This is a genomic window from Nguyenibacter vanlangensis (genome assembly GCF_013376155.1).
Classification (GTDB): domain Bacteria; phylum Pseudomonadota; class Alphaproteobacteria; order Acetobacterales; family Acetobacteraceae; genus Gluconacetobacter; species Gluconacetobacter vanlangensis.
Window position 1 is genome coordinate 1 of record NZ_JABXXP010000026.1, and the last position, 16,779, is coordinate 16,779.

The window sequence follows — 16,779 nt, forward strand, 5'->3', positions numbered from 1 at the left end:
CCTGCGCGTGGGCACCGACCTGGCCCGCGCGCTGGAGGCGAACCCGGACGCCGTGGACGATGCCGCGCGCCTGTCCGGCCACCAATTGGCCTGGCGGCTGGACCCGTCCCTGCCACCCCTGGGCTGGAGCCATGACCGTGACTGAACCGACTGCACTGCCCCCCTGCCCGATCTGCGGCCGGCCCGGCGACCCGACATTCCGTCCGTTCTGTTCCCGGCGCTGCGCGGATATCGATCTGGGCCATTGGTTCACCGAACGCTATCGCGTGCCCGACAGCGACGAGGGATCGCAAATCTTTGACGAAAACGAGTCGAGACGGGTTGATCCCGACGATGAGGTGGGATAGATCACACCCCCACGGCGGACCGGCCCCGGTCGCTTCGCCCCGCCGGACCACGGCCCGGTGCCCAAGTAGCTCAGTTGGTAGAGCATGCGACTGAAAATCGCAGTGTCGGTGGTTCGATTCCGCCCTTGGGCACCATTTTCGTGTTTGCCGCTGCCTGTCGGCGTTTGAGAATCCCCGAAAAACTGCCGTTTTTATGTGTTCGCTGGCTGCTGGCGTGTGCTTTTGGTTGCCGTGGGCCGGGGTGTTTGCGAGGTATGACCGGGGGTAGCCGATGGTACTCGCCGATTTGGCGATACAGAGCGCCACGCAAGCTCTGGATTGCGGACGAGGCGTCGCTGGTTTCGGCACGTGATACCGCAGAGCTGCTGGCACTGGCGGAGACCCGTCAATTATCCAGTCACCATCATCCGATGCTCGGTTTGACTTCGGTTTGACTATAGCGATCTTATGGCGGAGATTATTTTTGCAGAAGGGATCGCGGTAAAGGTCTGACGGATGAAGGGGATGGCGGAACAGGCGGGCAATTTCGCCTTTCTGGCGAAAGAGGCGCCGGAACTGGCCAAACTGGGCCAGCTCGCCGAACATTTCTTCCTTCTCGATCCGCCGACATCTCTCATCAAGACGCGGCAGTTTGCGGAACTGACGGTCAAGGATATCGCCGCCAGGCATGGTGAGCTGCCCGACACGCACGCCACCTTTGACGACGTGCTTCGCGTCCTTCAGAGACGCGGATTACTGCAACGGCAGATTGCCGACCTGTTCTTTCACATCAAGCGCGTCGGCAACGCAGCCGTTCATGAAAATGCAGGCACACGCTCCGAAGCGCTTGAAGCGCTGAAGATGGCGCGGCTGATCGGGATCTGGTTTCATCAGGTTTATAACCGGGCGATGAACTTCCGAGGCGGACCGTTCGTCCCGCCACAGCCGCCGGAAGACGCGACACCCGCGCTACGCGAGGAAATCGAAGCACTTCGCAAGGCTGTCAACGAAAGCGCGGATGCCGAGGCCAAGGCTCGATTGGCCGCGCAGGAAGCCATTGCTGCGCAGACAACCCTGCGGGAACGCGCGGCCAGGGAGGCCGACGACAGAGTTTTCTGGGAAAACTACGCCGCCGAAGCGGACCGCGAACGCCAGTTGGCCGAACGCACTTTGGCGCAGGTGCAGGCTCAGGCCATCGCCGCGCCTGCGGCTGAGCTTTCGGATCTGGCGCAGATGGCCGATCAGAAAGCGCAGGAACTGGAGATCGACGAGGCAACCACACGCGCACTCATCGACGCGCAGCTTCGTGCCGCAGGTTGGGATGTGGATAGCAAAACGCTCCGGCATGCCAAAGGCACACGCCCGGAAGCCGGACAGGCGATTGCCATTGCGGAATGGCCGACCGAAAGCGGTCGCGTCGATTATGCGCTTTTTATTGACGGTCAGGCCGTAGGCGTCATCGAAGCCAAACCCGCCATCAAGAACGTTGCGGAACACCTCGGACAGTCCAGACGCTATGGTCGGGATATTCTCCTTGCGCCCGCACAACGACTGACCTTCACCCCGTCAGACGATGCCGCGGCGTTTCGCGTCCCGTTCGTGTTCGCGACCAATGGCCGCCCCTATTTCAAAAGGCTGGAAACCCTCTCCGGCATCTGGTTCTGGGACGCACGCACCGGCGAGCCCCAGCGCGCCCTGATGGACTGGTTTTCCCCACGCGATCTGACCGCGAGACTGGAGCAGAAGCTCGATCCCGCAGCTCTGGAACATATCGACCGCCAGTTGGGCGTCACAGGCCTGCGTGATTATCAGGTTGAAGCGATCCACGCCGTCGAAGCGGCAATCGCCAGCGGGCAGCGTCGTCTTCTCATCGCCATGGCGACCGGAACCGGGAAAACCCGCCTTGCTATTGCATTGATGTACGAGCTTCTGCGCGCCCAGCGGTTCCGGCGCATTCTGTTTCTGGTCGACCGTAAAGCCCTTGGTATCCAGACGCTGGATTCCATGAGCAATACCGAAACCGCCAGCTTGCTCAAATTCGACAAGATCTTTCCGATCGCCGGAATGGACAAAGCCATTCCCGACCTTGAGGATCGGGTGCAGGTTTCCACCGTACAGGCCATGATCCGCCGTCTCTTTGACAACCCGGACGGCCAGCACCCTACGCCTGGCAGCTACGATCTCATCATCGTCGATGAGGCCCATCGCGGTTATGTGCTGGATGCCGAGCTGAGGGATGACGATCTCGGGTTCCGTAATCTGGACGACTACCTGTCCGCCTATCGCCGTGTCCTCGATTATTTCGACGCCACCCAGATCGCCCTGACGGCAACGCCGGCCCTGCATACAAGAGAGATTTTCGGCGCGCCGGTCTTTCACTACAGCTATCGTCAGGCCGTCATCGCAGGGCATCTTATCGACCATCGGCCGCCACGTCGCATCACGACAGCCCTCAGCCAGACGGGCATCCATTTTAACGCGGGCGAAGAAGTCGCCGTCGTGGACTCCCGCACCAACCAAGTCGATCTCTTTGATCTTGAAGACGAAATTGATTTCGAGGTCGCCGAATTCAACAAGAAGGTCCATACGGAAGCCTTCAACCGTGCGGTGGCCACCGCCGTCGCGCTGGAATGCCCGCCTGACAAGCCCGGCAAGACGCTGATCTTCGCGGCCCGCGATACCCATGCCGATATTCTGATCAATGCGCTGCGTGAGGCGTTAACAGAAGAATATGGCTCCCAACCGCATGACATGGTTGAGAAGATCACCGGTGAGGTGGATCGCCCGAACGAACGCATCAAGATCTTCCGAAGTGACCCTCGCCCGAAATACGTCGTCACCGTCGATCTGCTGACCACAGGGATCGACATCCCCTCCATCGTCAATCTCGTTTTCGTACGCCGCGTCAACAGCCGCATCCTGTATGACCAGATGATCGGCCGAGCCACACGCCGATGCGACGAGATCGGCAAAGAATATTTCCGCATTTTCGACGCGGTGGACATTTACGCCAACCTGCAAACCGTCACTGACATGAAGCCGGTGGTCGTCAATCCATCACTCAGCTTCGCCACCCTGCTGGGCGACCTGAATCGCGCCACCACGGAGGAAGACCGCGCCTGGGTCCGCGATCAGATCGTCGTCAAGCTGCGTCAGCGCGCCCGTCACGTCGCACCGGAATACGCAGCACCGCTTGAAGCCGTGCTCGGCCCCCTGACCGACTTGCCGGACCAGCTACGTGACGCACCACCATCGGCGACGGCGGACCTGTTCGCACGACATCCATCCCTGGTGACCGTGCTCGACCAGGCGGGGAGCCGCCCACGCCCAAACGGCATCTATATCTCGGAGCATGAGGACGAGCTTGTCTCCATCACCGATACATTCGGCAGACAGGCCAGCCCGGCCGATTACATTGAAAGTTTCGAGACCTATATCCGCGCCAACATGAACGCGCTGCCCGCCCTGATCGCGGCAACGCAGAAACCGCGCGACCTCACGCGGCAGGACCTCAAGGACCTCGCCACGGCACTGGACGAGAACGGCTTCTCTGAAGCCAGCCTCCGCCGCGCGTACGGCACCGCACGCAACGCCGACATTGCCGCACACATCCTGGGCTTCGTACGGCAGGCGGCTCTTGGCGACCCATTGGTGCCTTATGCGACCCGCGTGGAAAACGGCGTGCAGAAGATCCTCGCCTCCCGGAACTGGACACCGAAACAGGCCCAGTGGCTGAACCGTATCGGCCGCGCCCTGAAAGACCAGCCCGTGGGCGACCCGGCGCTGTTGTCCGACCCGCTGTTTGCACAGCAGGGCGGCTTTGACGTGATCAACCAGACCTTTGATTCTGGCCTGGGTGATGTATTGAAGGACCTCAATGCCGCCATCTGGTCTGACGGATCAGAGGGAGGCCAAGCCGCGTAACAGGAAGTGTCTGACGTATGAATCCCGCTGCCGATCTGGTGAACAAGCTCTGGCGCCTCTGCGCCCTGCTCCGCAAGGATGGCGTCACCTATCAGCAATACGTCACGGAACTGACCTATCTGCTCTTTCTGAAGATGGCGTCCGAGCAGAAGGACGAGACGCACATTCCCGCAAAATACCGCTGGAAAACCCTGAAAAGCGTCAACGAAACCGAGGTTCTCAAACTCTATCGGCAGGCCCTGATCGACCTTGGGGATGGAGAGAAGGTTTCGGACCGCGCCATTGTCTCCATCTTCCAGAATGCCGCGACCATCGTGCGTGATCCAGCGAACCTGCGGAAACTGATCAACGCGATCGACGAACTGCACTGGTTCACGAAAGAGCGCGATTCCTTTGGCGATGCCTATGAAGGCCTGCTCCAACGTATGGCGGAAGAGACCAAACGCGGCGCCGGTCAGTATTTCACGCCCCGTGCCCTGATCGACGTCATGGTGCGCCTGATGCAGCCGGAAGCAGGCGAGATCATCGAAGACCCAGCCTGCGGCACTGGCGGCTTCCTGATTGCCGCCAATCTACACATGAAGGCCGAGACGGACGGTTACTTTGATCTAGAAACGGACAAGGAAAAGGAATTTCAGATCAAGCAGGCCTTACGCGGCATCGAGAACGTCCCCGATACCTATCGCCTGCTGCTGATGAATCTCTATCTTCACAGCATCGACCCGAACAACGTCGTGCCCGGCGACACGCTCAGCCCGACCGGTGCGAGCCCGCAGTTCAAAAATGTCGATCTGATCCTGACCAACCCGCCTTTCGGCCCCGCCGGCGGGCCGCCGACGCGCGACGATCTGACGATCACCTCTACGGTGTCCTCCTATCAGCTTCCGTTCGTGGAACATTGTATCCGTGCCCTGAAGCCGGGTGGTCGCGCCGCCGTGATCGTCCCGGATAACGTGCTGTTCGACGACGGACGCGGCAAGGCCCTGCGTCAGCGGTTGATGAACTGGTGTGACCTGCATACGATTTTGCGTCTGCCCGTGGGCATTTTCTACGCGCAAGGCGTGAAAACCAACGTGCTGTTCTTTACTCGTTCGGAAGACGAGGCGCCGGTGAAGGACGCGACAAAAGCCGTCTGGATCTACGACGCCCGTTCCGGCGCGCCGTCCTATGGCAAGACGAACCCGTTCCAAACCCGCGATCTGGATGATTTCGTCAAAGCCTTTGGCCCAGACCGCAACGGACGCGCCAAACGCAAGGATCAGGGCGAGGAAGGCCGCTTCCGTCGTTTCACACGCAAGGAAATCGCGGCCCGTGGCGACAATCTCGATATCACATGGCTGAAAGACACGACCGATCAAGCCGAAGACGGTCTGCAAACACCGGAGGATATTGCTGCTGCTATCGAAGGGCATCTGAAATCAGCGTTGGAAGAGATTGTTGCACTGATGGCGGAACTTGAACGCGATGCAGTAGATGTTAGCGCGGAGGCAGCGGAGTGATGTTGCCTAAAGGGTGGGTAGAGACAGATCTCGGCAGCTTAATGCTTGATTATGAAGTGATTGACCCAAGACTTACCCCGGAACGGAAGTTTTCATATGTAGAAATAGGGTCGATAGATAACAAAATACAGAAAATCGTATCTCCAAAATTTCTGCTCGGGAAAGATGCGCCGTCCAGAGCCCGAAGGGTCATCAAAGAGGGAGATATTGTTTTTTCGACCGTGCGGCCATATTTAAAAAATATTTCCTTGGTTCCGAAAGAACTCGATAATCAGCTAACTTCGACGGGAATGTGTGTAATTCGCACGCATGAATTAGTTGACACCAGATACATATTTCTCTTGATTTGCTCTCGAGAATTTCTTGAAGAAGTTAGTCTCAAGCAAGACGGGACGCTCTATCCGGCAGTGAGCGATCGAGATGTGACTGATGCTAAGGTGCCGCTCCCCCCTCTCGCCGAACAACGCCGCATCGTCGCCAAACTGGACAGCCTGACCGCCCGCATCGCCCGCGCCCGGGTAGAGTTGGAACGTGTTCAGGTGTTGAGAAAGCATCTAAAGCATAAAGCAACCCAAGAAATTTTTTCTACAAACTCCAAATGGCCAACCGCCAGATTACAAGATTTAGTATCTGATGGACCGTCAAATGGTTGGTCGCCATCAACTGATAACACCGCACAAGGCACACTTTCGCTAAAACTAACCGCAACCACAAGCGGTTATATCCGCTTGGACAACAACGCGATAAAGCGTATTCACGAGACAGTACCACACGATTCGAAGTTTTGGTTGAAAAATGGAGATATACTAATTCAACGAGCCAATGCACTTGAGCATCTAGGCATTTCCGCAATATTTTATGGGCCAGAAAAAAAATATATTTACCCTGATTTAATGATACGCGTGCGAGTGGAAGACGAAAACTTATCACGACTAATTTGGTATTTCTTAAACTCTCCAAATACGCGTCAGTATTTCCGGGAAAATGCAACAGGCACTGCAGGCAATATGCCAAAAATCAACGGGAAACTCGTAAAGCAATTATTGATACCTGTTCCTCCTTCTGACGTTAGAGCGCATGTGGTCAAATCGTTTGACGCCTTATTCGCCCACGCTGACCGTCTTAAAAGCGAATCCCAACACGCTCTGACCCTCCTCGACCGCCTCGAATCCTCCCTTTTTGCCAAGGCCTTCCGGGGTGAACTCGTCCCGCAGGATCCGAATGACGAACCTGCCAGCATTCTGCTCGACCGCATCCGGGCCGAGTGCGCTGCTGCTCCCAAGCCGAAACGGGGACGCAAGGCATGACCGACGAACCACCGCTCCCACCTGACCAATGGCTCGCCATGGGCGGGGACCTGACAAACTGCCTCTGGACCAGCACAGGTGATCCGATGTTTTACGAAGATCTTCCGATCACGGGTGCTCTCAAGGCACGCTTGGAGGCATGGGAAAGATGGGCGAGCGAGTATGAAGATTTCTTGCCGCGGGAAAAGCGGGCGCCTTTTGATCTGGAGGGCTTCACAGCCTCTGGCCTCGACATCGCTTGTGCCCTGAAAGCAGAACTGCCGGACTGGACCATCGTCTATCGCGACGAGTTCAGGTGGCAGTATCAGCAGGAACTGGGGCTCACACTCGCCGAATGCCAATACGAGGTTTGATCCAGCACCATGGCCGTTCCTGATTATCAATCCCTCATGCTGCCCGTCCTGCGTCTCGCCGCCACGGGCATCCGCCGCGTGCCGGACGTCGCCGAGGCGATTGCGGACGAGTTTGGATTGTCATCGGAAGACCGGGCCGCATTGCTTCCCAGCGGCACACAAAGGCTGTTGCCCAACCGTGTTCACTGGGCCAAGACGTATCTGATGAAGGCGGGTTTACTTTCTTCTCCTGCGCGGGGTTGGTTCACGATCACGCCGGAGGGCAGTGAACTTCTTGCGTCCGGCCCACCTGCCATTACGCGCGCCATGCTTGAGCAGTATCCGTCGTTTGTCAGCTTTGTCGGTGGTAAATCAGAAGGGGTTACGGAACAGACAACCATATCAGTGACGACCGACGCTACCGTGACGGAGAGCCAGACCCCTGAAGAGCGGATTGAGGCAGCCCACACGGAACTGATGTCCGAACTGCGCACGGATCTTCTGGATCAGATCCTGCAACAAAGTCCTGCATTTTTTGAACAACTGATTGTCGATCTGCTGGTCGCTATGGGCTACGGCGGCAATCATGAAGATGCGGCAAAACGCCTTGGCGGCACGGGGGATGGTGGCGTTGACGGCGTGATTAACGAAGATCGCCTTGGGCTGGACCGGATTTACGTGCAGGCGAAGCGTTATGCCGCCCATGTCAGCGTCGGGCGCCCTGACATACAAGCATTTGTTGGCTCGCTTGTGGGACACGGATCGCACAAGGGCGTGTTCGTCACCACATCGTCGTTCAGCGCTCCGGCTATTGAATTCGTACGCCATCTGAGCCAGCGCGTCATTTTGATTGACGGCGCAGCGCTTGCCGATCTGATGATCGAACATGGCGTGGGTGTGCGTGTCAGCCGCGCCATAGAGATCAAGAGGATCGATCTGGATTTCTTCGATCCCGGCTAAGCGGTCTTGTTCGGTCAGATATGTATCGTCACGCAGATGAGGGTATGAATCGCTTGAAGGTCACTTGAAAATCACGCCCTGATCCCTGACAGTATTCTGTAACAAAGTATGGATCTTTCTTCATGTTGCGCTCAGCGAGGTCATAGGCGCAGGCATGAGGTTATCGAGCGTTGTGGAGATTTCAGTGACAGCCGACCACGAACACACTGCCGACAACGTTGAAATCGCCACAGATGAAAAAAAGCCCGAACTTCGGATCGTCTTACAAGAAACGGTCAACGCCAGCCTATGGGAGAATAGCGTACCAATTCTTGAAGAGCTGAAATTCGACAACAAGAGCGAAAATACATATCATCTAGTTGAGGTAAGCATCACCAGCGAACCGCATTTTCTGACCCCTCGATCATGGATGCTCCAGAAGGTCGGTCCCGATGAACTTCGGGTTCTCAACGATCGTGACCTGACACTGGATGGGTCATTGCTCTCTGCCCAGACCGAAGCATCAAAAGCCGTGGTGACCATCGTCGCCCGTGCGGGAGAACAGGAACTCGCGAGGGTAACACGCGACATCCGGATGCTTGCCCGCAATGAGTGGGGCGGGCTGTCCGGTATCCCCGACATCCTGGCGGCCTTTGTACTTCCCAACGACCCCGCTATTGCCCGTATCCTGCGCAGTGCGTCCGAGATCCTCCGGCAAGCCGGACAATCCCCCTCGCTAGAAGGCTATCAGGGGGACAAGACGCGTGTATGGGCGCAGGCTCAGGCGTTGTGGTGCGCCATTTGTGCACTGGATATTACCTACATCAATCCGCCCGCATCTTTCGTGGAAAACGGCCAGCGTATCCGTCTTCCGACACAGGTCGTCGAGGAACGTCTGGCGACCTGTCTCGATACGACCGTTCTGTTTGCAGCCTGTCTCGAAGCCATTGGTCTGCGTCCTCTGATCGTTCTGACACGCGGGCACGCCTTCGCGGGTCTGTGGCTGGCCCAGCAGGATGCGGGGTCGTCGGTGGTCCAGGATCTGCCGGGCATTCGCAACCGCCTGAAGCTCGACGATCTGCGTGTCTTTGAAACGACTTTTGTGACGGCAGCACGCAAGCCCAGCTTCACCGCCGCATGTGAGCACGGCGAGGCCCATCTGCGCGAAATAGACGACGACGATCAGGACGCGTTCCGCGAAGTTATCGATATTCACCGGGCACGCCTGCGCCGTATTCGCCCCCTCTCCACCTCTGCCGCATCGCCCGGTGAGGAGGCGTCCGAAGCCGTACCCGATGACTCAGCCGGACAACCGGCATTCGAGGCTCCTCCCCCTTTACGTGAGGACCGCGAGGAAGAACGCCTGCCAGATCGTCCGGCAGACCGCGTGCAGCGATGGTGCAATCGCCTGCTCGATATGTCCGCGCGGAACCGGCTGCTGAACCTCCCCAGGTCAGATCGGCAACTGATTGAACTCGACTGTCCTGATCCGGCGGCGTTGGAAGACATGGTGGCGGAGATGCGCTCGGGCAGCAATGCCAGGCCGCTTCGTTTTGTCGCAGCGCCTGGGCTCATGGACGACGATGATCCCAGAAACAAGGCACTCCATCAGGGACGACATCATGAAGATGCCTCCAGAGCGTATGCCCTGGAAGCTCTCAAGCGACGCGAGATCGTCGTTCAGCGGAAGGAAGACAAGCTTCAGACCGCACTGACCGAAATTTATCGACATGCCAGAAGTTCCGAACAGGAAGGCGGCACGAATGTGCTTTTCCTGACGATCGGAGCTCTGGCCTGGACATCGCAGGATAAATCCAGGCCGTATCTCGCTCCTCTCATTCTCGTCCCGGTCATTCTGGAGAGAGCGAGCATCAAATCACCATTCACGCTACGGGCGCATGGGGATGAAACCCGTATCAACACAACGCTGCTGGAAATGCTGCGTGCGGAATACGATATCCGGATTCCCCTGCTGGAAGGAGAGACACTTCCGGAAGATGAGTCCGGCCTTGACGTTCCAAAAATCATCGAAGCCTTCCGGTTGCATCTTCGACATATTCCGGGATGGGAAATTCGTGAGCACGTCAGTCTGACGACATTGAGCTTCGCGAAATTCCTGATGTGGAAGGATCTGCTGGAACGAAAAGATCATCTTGCCACAAACGATGTCGCGAGCAGCCTGCTGAACGGGGTCAAGGACGGCAAGCAGACAGGTTCTGCTCTATCGGACGGATTTGATCCTGCTGGCGACCTCGACGACGCTCTCGCCAGAGCCGATCTCGTCTGCCCGATGGAAGCCGACTCATCTCAACTCAAGGCCATCGCACGCGCCGCAGCAGGCGAAAACTTCGTCCTGATCGGACCGCCAGGCACAGGGAAAAGCCAGACAATCGGCAATATCATTGCCAATACGCTCGCGCAGGGCCGTACGGTACTTTTCGTGGCTGAAAAACGGACGGCGCTTGAAGTGGTGCGTGCGCGTCTGGCGAAACTGGGCATCGCTGAATTCTGTCTGGATCTGTTCTCGCCCAAGGCGAACAAGATGGCGGTACTGCAACAGTTCCAGACAGCACAGGCTGTGCTTGAGGATTTCCAGCCTGAGGAATATTCGCGGACGAAGCAGACGCTGGACACCATTCGCACCGAACTGAACGCGTACGTTCGCGACCTTCATACGCCCCGTCGCAATGGCTGGACGCCTTATCGCGGAATTGGGGTCACTCTTCGCGCTCAGGAAGCATCCGTCTTACGTATTCCTCTTAAATGGGCCAATGCTGATGTTCATTCAAAAGCCGATTACGACGCACTGGTCCAGTCCGTTGAAGATCTGGCGACCCTCTATGCGCGCATCGGAGACGTCGTTGTCTCGCCCAGACTGGCCGGTCTTGAGCAGACGGACTGGTCACCGCTCTGGGAAGCCCGACTGCTTGACGCCGTCAATGGAACACTCTCCGCGCTCGATACGCTGAAAGAAGCGGCGCAGAGTGTTATCAGGGCGCTTTCTCTACCTCGGAATAATCTCTCTCTTCAGCGGCTTGAGCAGATCAGGGCATTTTGCTCGCATCTTCTGTCGCCCCATGCAGCGGCATGGAGCTTTGCAGAAAGCGCACGCGAAATCCGCGATGCTGTATTGTTGGAACGGGAACCTGTTGCGCGGTGCCACGCTCTGACAGCGGATCTTGATACCCGCTGGAAAGACGGCATACGCGCCCTTCCGTTGGCTGAAACCCTTGCAGAATGGCGTTCCGTCAAAGAAAAATGGCTGCTTGCGCGTTCCATGGGGCAGAAGGCTATCCGCAAACGGCTTGAACCTCATGCCATCTCCCTGCCTGAAGACTGCGAGAACGATCTCGAAGCTCTGGTCGAACGCGCGGCCCTTCTTGAAAAACTCGGGAATGCCCCTCACAGGACAAGCATCGGTTCGATGTGGCAAGGTCTGGATACCGATTTCGACGCAATCAACGCCGCGTTTGACTGGGGACAAGAAACGCGCACTCGCCTGGCAGGCTGCATCGCCGAAACCGGGGAACTGCTCACTGCCCGTGCCCATCTCAGGACTCTGCTGGCAGAAGGTCAGGATCTCCTCGCACCCGGCGGAACAGTCCACGCATCCCTGACCCGTTATCTCGCTGCATTTAACGAACTTGATGCCGCCATGAAAACACTGGGTAGCTGTAGTGCCAGCGACGTTACTCGGTTGGCTCCCCCCGAAAATCCCGGTTGGCTCGAACAGACCGCAGACAGGCTGCGGGACTGGAAAGAGGCCAGTCGCGAACTTCGCGACTGGTGTTCATGGCGCCGTGCCTGCCATCAATCCGCGCAGCTCGGTTTGACACCCATGATAGAGGCCATTGAGCATGGGTTGGTCGCGCGGGATGACGTGCTGGCCGTTTTCGAAGCGAATTATGCGCGCTGGTGGACCATGCACGCAGTCAGTGATTCTGCCCTGCTGAGCAATTTCGTGGCTGCGACCCATGAAGGGCGTATTATCAGGTTCCGCGAACTGGACGAAAAGCTGAAAACCCTGGCCATTCGTCTGATCCGGGCACGCCTTGCCGGGCGTATTCCCGGCGAGGCCGTGCGACAGCATGATCCGGAATACAAGGTTCTGACGCGCGAGATCGCCAAGAAATCCCGTCATCTTCCAGTCCGTCAACTGGCGGAAAAGATGCCGGGAGCCCTTCGAACCCTCACGCCATGTCTCATGATGAGTCCGTTATCGGTCGCGCAGTATCTGCCCGCCGATGCACATCCGTTCGATCTTGTTATCTTCGACGAAGCGTCCCAAATCGCGACATGGGACGCGATTGGCGCCATCGGTCGCGGCAAGCAGGTCATCGTGGTTGGCGATCCCAAGCAGTTGCCACCGACGGATTTCTTCACGGCGGGCCGGGCGGCGGCTGATGCTGATACATCCGATGAGATGACCGATCTTGACTCGATCCTCGACGAATGCCTCGGCGCGGGGGTCCCGGCCATCAGTCTGGAATGGCATTATCGCAGTCGTCACGAAAGCCTGATCGCTTTTTCGAATCAGGCGTACTACAGCGGCGATCTGGTCACCTTTCCGTCACCGGTTACGGCGGATCAGGCAGTCTCTTTCCGCTTTGTCCCGAAAGGGATTTATGAACCCGGCAAGAATGGATCTCACACCAATCCTGCGGAGGCGCGGATGGTGGTTGCCGAGGCTGTCCGGATCATGCGCGATGGTACCGATCGCTCGGTCGGTATCGTCACTTTCAACGGAGAGCAGCAGAAACTGATTGTCGACCTTTTGGACGCTGAAGTCCGCAAAGACCCTGCGCTTGAAAGATTCACGGGAGAGCAGGCTCATGAGCCGACGCTCGTGAAGAATCTGGAAAACGTGCAGGGCGAAGAGCGCGACGTCATGCTTTTCTCGCTCACTTACGGGCCTGACATCGCAGGTAAAATCTCCATGAATTTTGGCCCCCTGAACCGCGATGGAGGGGAACGTCGTCTCAATGTTGCGATCACCCGTGCTCGTGAACAGTTAATCGTGTTTGGCTCACTGCGGGGTGATCAGATTGCGATAGAGCGGACGCGCGCGGCCGGTGTCCGGGACTTGCGCCGTTTCCTTCTATTCGCGGAACGGGGCGCTGTGGCTCTTGCCGGCGCACACGAAGGGTCTGTGGGAGGATATGACAGTATCTTCGAAGTCGAAGTTGCGACGTTGCTTCGGGCAAAAGGCTGGGAGGTAACGACACAGGTCGGTGTTTCCGGTTTCCGTGTGGATCTTGGCGTCATTGATCCCGATTTACCCAGTACATTCCTCGCGGGCATAGAATGCGATGGCGCCACATACCATCGGAGCGCGACAGCACGTGATCGCGACCGCCTGAGACAGGCTGTTCTTGAAAATCTCGGCTGGAATATTCTGCGCATCTGGTCCACGGACTGGTGGACGAATGCCCCTCGCGAGGTTGAACGGATCGACGCTGCCCTGCAAGGCTTTCTGGAGATTGTCCGTCAGGAGCGCGCTGACCAGGCCGAGCGGGATGCGGCAAAAGCTGAAGCACTGCTGAACGCCACTTTGAATGAGCGCGAAGAGGATCCTGTTGTACCTGCCGAAACCTCGGAGTTTGAATCTGTTACTGATCAACCTGCCATAGAACCTTCACCCGAAGGGATCGGGCATTTAGAGCCTCTTTACGCAAAGGCACCCGAACATATTCCGTCAGATGACGCGACCAGTTCGGATATCGAGGCTGATCCATCCAGATTTACACAGAACGATTATTTTCCGATGCTGACTCGCCTTATCGTCCGCACAGTCGATCAGGCAAAAGTCATTCGCGAAGACGTTCTTATTCAGACCCTGTCACGGGCACACGGCTTCAGTCGCGTCGGCCGTGAGATTCGTGAACGCGTCCAGAGCGCTATACCCTCATCAATGGCGCGCACCGAGGAAGATGTCGGCACTTTTCTATGGTCGGATCACCAGCCTGTCGTCCCACGATTGCCCCTGACGTCATTAACGGCGGAAAAACCCTTGGACCCGGCTATATTCCCTCTTGCGGCCCTCGTGGACCTGGCGTACCGCGCCATCGCCATCGAAAGCTCGGACGACGACGCCATTGCACGAATGCGGGATGCATGCGGTATGAGCCGTATGGGACAGACAACGCGATCTCGCTTCGCCACGGCTCTGAATGAAGCGCGCCGTATGAAAGATGCGCACGATACGCCTTATCTGTAAGAAAGCGTTGCCTGCTAGCCTTAAGCCGACAGGCTTGGGTCAAGGGCTGTGACACCTCTGAAGGGTCGCAGGTTACGGGTCAGTACGACATAGCCTTTCATCATCGCTGTAGCCGCGATCGACAAGTCGACCATTTCGGGCATGCGGCCTGCCTGACGTACAGCCTGAGTCATGCGCCCCAGTTCGCGTGCCGCCTGAAGATCCAGAGGCAGCACGCGATGCTGATGAAGATGGAGAAGCGTTTCAAGCCGTTCATACCAAAGGACGTAGCCACTGATTCGTATGTGAAGTGACGAACGGCGTCGGCTCTGATTCTCTTGATGCGGGTTCTCTTGATGCGGGAGATCATGGCGGGGAAGGCAAACCCTTGGTTTTCCTTCCTCCAAACGCCGCCTGTTGACCGGCAGGGCCGCAGGTTTGCCGCTTCCTTTTATTCATGGACGCATGGCGGTCAGCCATCTGGTGTTCCGCAAGTCCTATACATCATCGGCGCGCTTTTTTCGTTACAGTGACGAACAGGTGCACCTCCTGGACAAAGGTGACGCGAAGCTACCCCGTCAGCCGATCCCGGGCGGCAACCCGGGCCGTCGATCACCAAGGCGCGGGCGAGGCATGTTGACCCTGTGGACGAAAACTGCCATTGCGGGCGCCCAATCGACAGTCGCGGCAATCATGCCGAGAAAGGGGTGCCATTCCGGTGGATAATGGCCCCATTTCCGTGGGCAATTCGTTGAATCCGACGCCCCGGACGGTAGCGGGCGCCCGTTGCGGTTGGGCGGATCATCACCGTTTTTCGCGGCTGTGAATTATTTACCCTTGTGGCGAATCCGGTGTCGTTCCCAAAAGCAAGCGGAATCTGCGCCCCGTCAGAAGGGAATCCCCAATTTGGCGGTTTTCCGCCATCGGCGCGCGTATCGCCGCCTCTGGGGGGCCGGTCGCTTATCCACAGAATCCGGGGGTACCCTTGTGGGTGAGTCTGTGGATCGTTTTCGCCGATGCCGGGGCCAGCAGGCTGGGCCACGCGTTTCGCGGTTTGTTCCGGATGCGGATGCGGGAGCCGGAACGGGGCCTGGCTGGAACGGGGCCGGGGCCCCGGGCCCTTGATTCCGGATGGGGGCATCCCAGCTTCCAGGGGCCGGATCCCGGGCGGGGTTCGGCGGACAGGGCGGCCCGTGCGGCCTGTGCGGCCCCCTGCCCCGTCGGCCGGCCCCGGACGCGCGGGCGTTCAGGGACGGCCATGCAGACATGCAGAAGGGGATAGTTCCATGGCTATGCGTTCTCTTATGCCCTGGGGGCGGGATGAAAGCAGGGTCCCGATGCCTGCGCAGGAACGGCAGGGCGGCCCGTTCGTCAGTCTCCAGCGCGAAATAGACCGGCTGTTCGACGATTTCATGCAGGCATGGGATCCGCGCAGCCCGACGGGCAGCACCTGGCCCAGCGTCGAAGTGGCCGAGACCGACACGGCGCTGAGCGTCACCGCCGAACTGCCGGGCCTGACCGAGAAAGACGTCACGCTGAGCGTCGATAACGGCGTGCTGTGCATCTGCGGCGAGCGCCGCCAGGAAACCGCCGACAAGACCAGCGGCTATAGCGAGCGGCGCTATGGCCGGTTCGAGCGGCGGCTTGCCCTGCCGTCCGGCATCAAGGAAGACCAGGCCACCGCCCGGTTCCAGAACGGTATCCTGACGGTGACCCTGCCGAAAGGGGCCGAGGCCCCGCAGGGCCATCGCATTCCGATCAATGCCGAAACCCAGCACTGATCGCCTGCGCGGATTGCCCGCATCGGTCGCCTGCATCGGCCGGCCGCCGGGCGGGACCGGCATGGTGCGCCCCCGGACGGGGCGCACCATGCGCGACGCGGGGATATGCGACGGGGGATGCCCGACGGGGGACTCGGCAGGGGACCCGACAGGGGGATGTGTGACAGAGGATGCATGCCAGGGGATGCGTGACGGGGTCTTCGACCTGGCGGCGGCATGATCTAGAATGGCGGAATGACCGATCCCGAGTCCCTGCACCGTTCCATCCTGACGGTCGATACCCATATCGACATCCCCTGGCCCGACCGGGGTGATTTTGCCCAGGATACGTCCTATCGCCATGTCGATCTGCCCAAGCTGCGGCGCGGCGGAGTCGCGGCGGCGTGCCTGGTCGCCTATGTCGGGCAGGGGCCGACCGATGCGCCGTCCCACGCCGCCATCGGCCGGCAGGCGCTGGAGATGCTGGAGGCGATCG

9 protein-coding genes and 1 tRNA gene are annotated in these 16,779 nt (G+C 58.6%); all 10 read left to right on the top strand.

Features of this window, described 5'->3' with window-relative positions:
- The first annotated feature begins 131 nt into the window (after nt 1-131).
- Entirely contained in the window at nt 132-347 is a 216-nt protein-coding gene (locus tag HUK84_RS03660) for a DNA gyrase inhibitor YacG (RefSeq protein WP_176639035.1), read from the top strand.
- A gap of 59 nt (nt 348-406) precedes the next feature.
- Nucleotides 407-482: transfer RNA gene (locus HUK84_RS03665), tRNA-Phe, on the top strand.
- A gap of 360 nt (nt 483-842) precedes the next feature.
- Nucleotides 843-4,250: a type I restriction-modification system endonuclease gene (hsdR, locus tag HUK84_RS03670; protein WP_218064192.1), complete on the top strand. Its 3,408-nt coding sequence runs from the start codon at nt 843-845 to the stop codon at nt 4,248-4,250.
- 17 nt (nt 4,251-4,267) lie between these two features.
- Nucleotides 4,268-5,749: a class I SAM-dependent DNA methyltransferase gene (locus HUK84_RS03675; protein WP_176639037.1), complete on the top strand. Its 1,482-nt coding sequence runs from the start codon at nt 4,268-4,270 to the stop codon at nt 5,747-5,749.
- Nucleotides 5,749-7,056, top strand: a complete 1,308-nt coding sequence (locus HUK84_RS03680; protein ID WP_246285354.1) for a restriction endonuclease subunit S — start codon at nt 5,749-5,751, stop codon at nt 7,054-7,056. The genes HUK84_RS03675 and HUK84_RS03680 overlap by 1 nt, the downstream gene beginning before the upstream one ends.
- The gene (locus HUK84_RS03685) at nt 7,053-7,409 is read left to right on the top strand and encodes a hypothetical protein (protein ID WP_176639039.1); all 357 of its coding nucleotides are present in this window, start codon (nt 7,053-7,055) and stop codon (nt 7,407-7,409) included. The genes HUK84_RS03680 and HUK84_RS03685 overlap by 4 nt, the downstream gene beginning before the upstream one ends.
- A gap of 9 nt (nt 7,410-7,418) precedes the next feature.
- Complete coding sequence (locus HUK84_RS03690; RefSeq protein WP_176639040.1) at nt 7,419-8,348, top strand: restriction endonuclease; 930 nt, start codon at nt 7,419-7,421, stop codon at nt 8,346-8,348.
- A gap of 184 nt (nt 8,349-8,532) precedes the next feature.
- Complete coding sequence (locus tag HUK84_RS03695) at nt 8,533-14,544, top strand: DUF4011 domain-containing protein (RefSeq protein WP_408887801.1); 6,012 nt, start codon at nt 8,533-8,535, stop codon at nt 14,542-14,544.
- Nucleotides 14,545-15,860: 1,316 nt separating this feature from the next.
- Nucleotides 15,861-16,304 carry an Hsp20/alpha crystallin family protein gene (locus HUK84_RS03700; RefSeq protein ID WP_246285353.1) on the top strand — a complete coding sequence of 148 codons (444 nt, stop codon included), beginning with the start codon at nt 15,861-15,863 and terminating at the stop codon, nt 16,302-16,304.
- Nucleotides 16,305-16,538: 234 nt separating this feature from the next.
- A partial coding sequence (locus HUK84_RS03705) for a membrane dipeptidase (RefSeq protein ID WP_176639043.1) occupies nt 16,539-16,779 on the top strand: 241 nt, incomplete at its 3' end.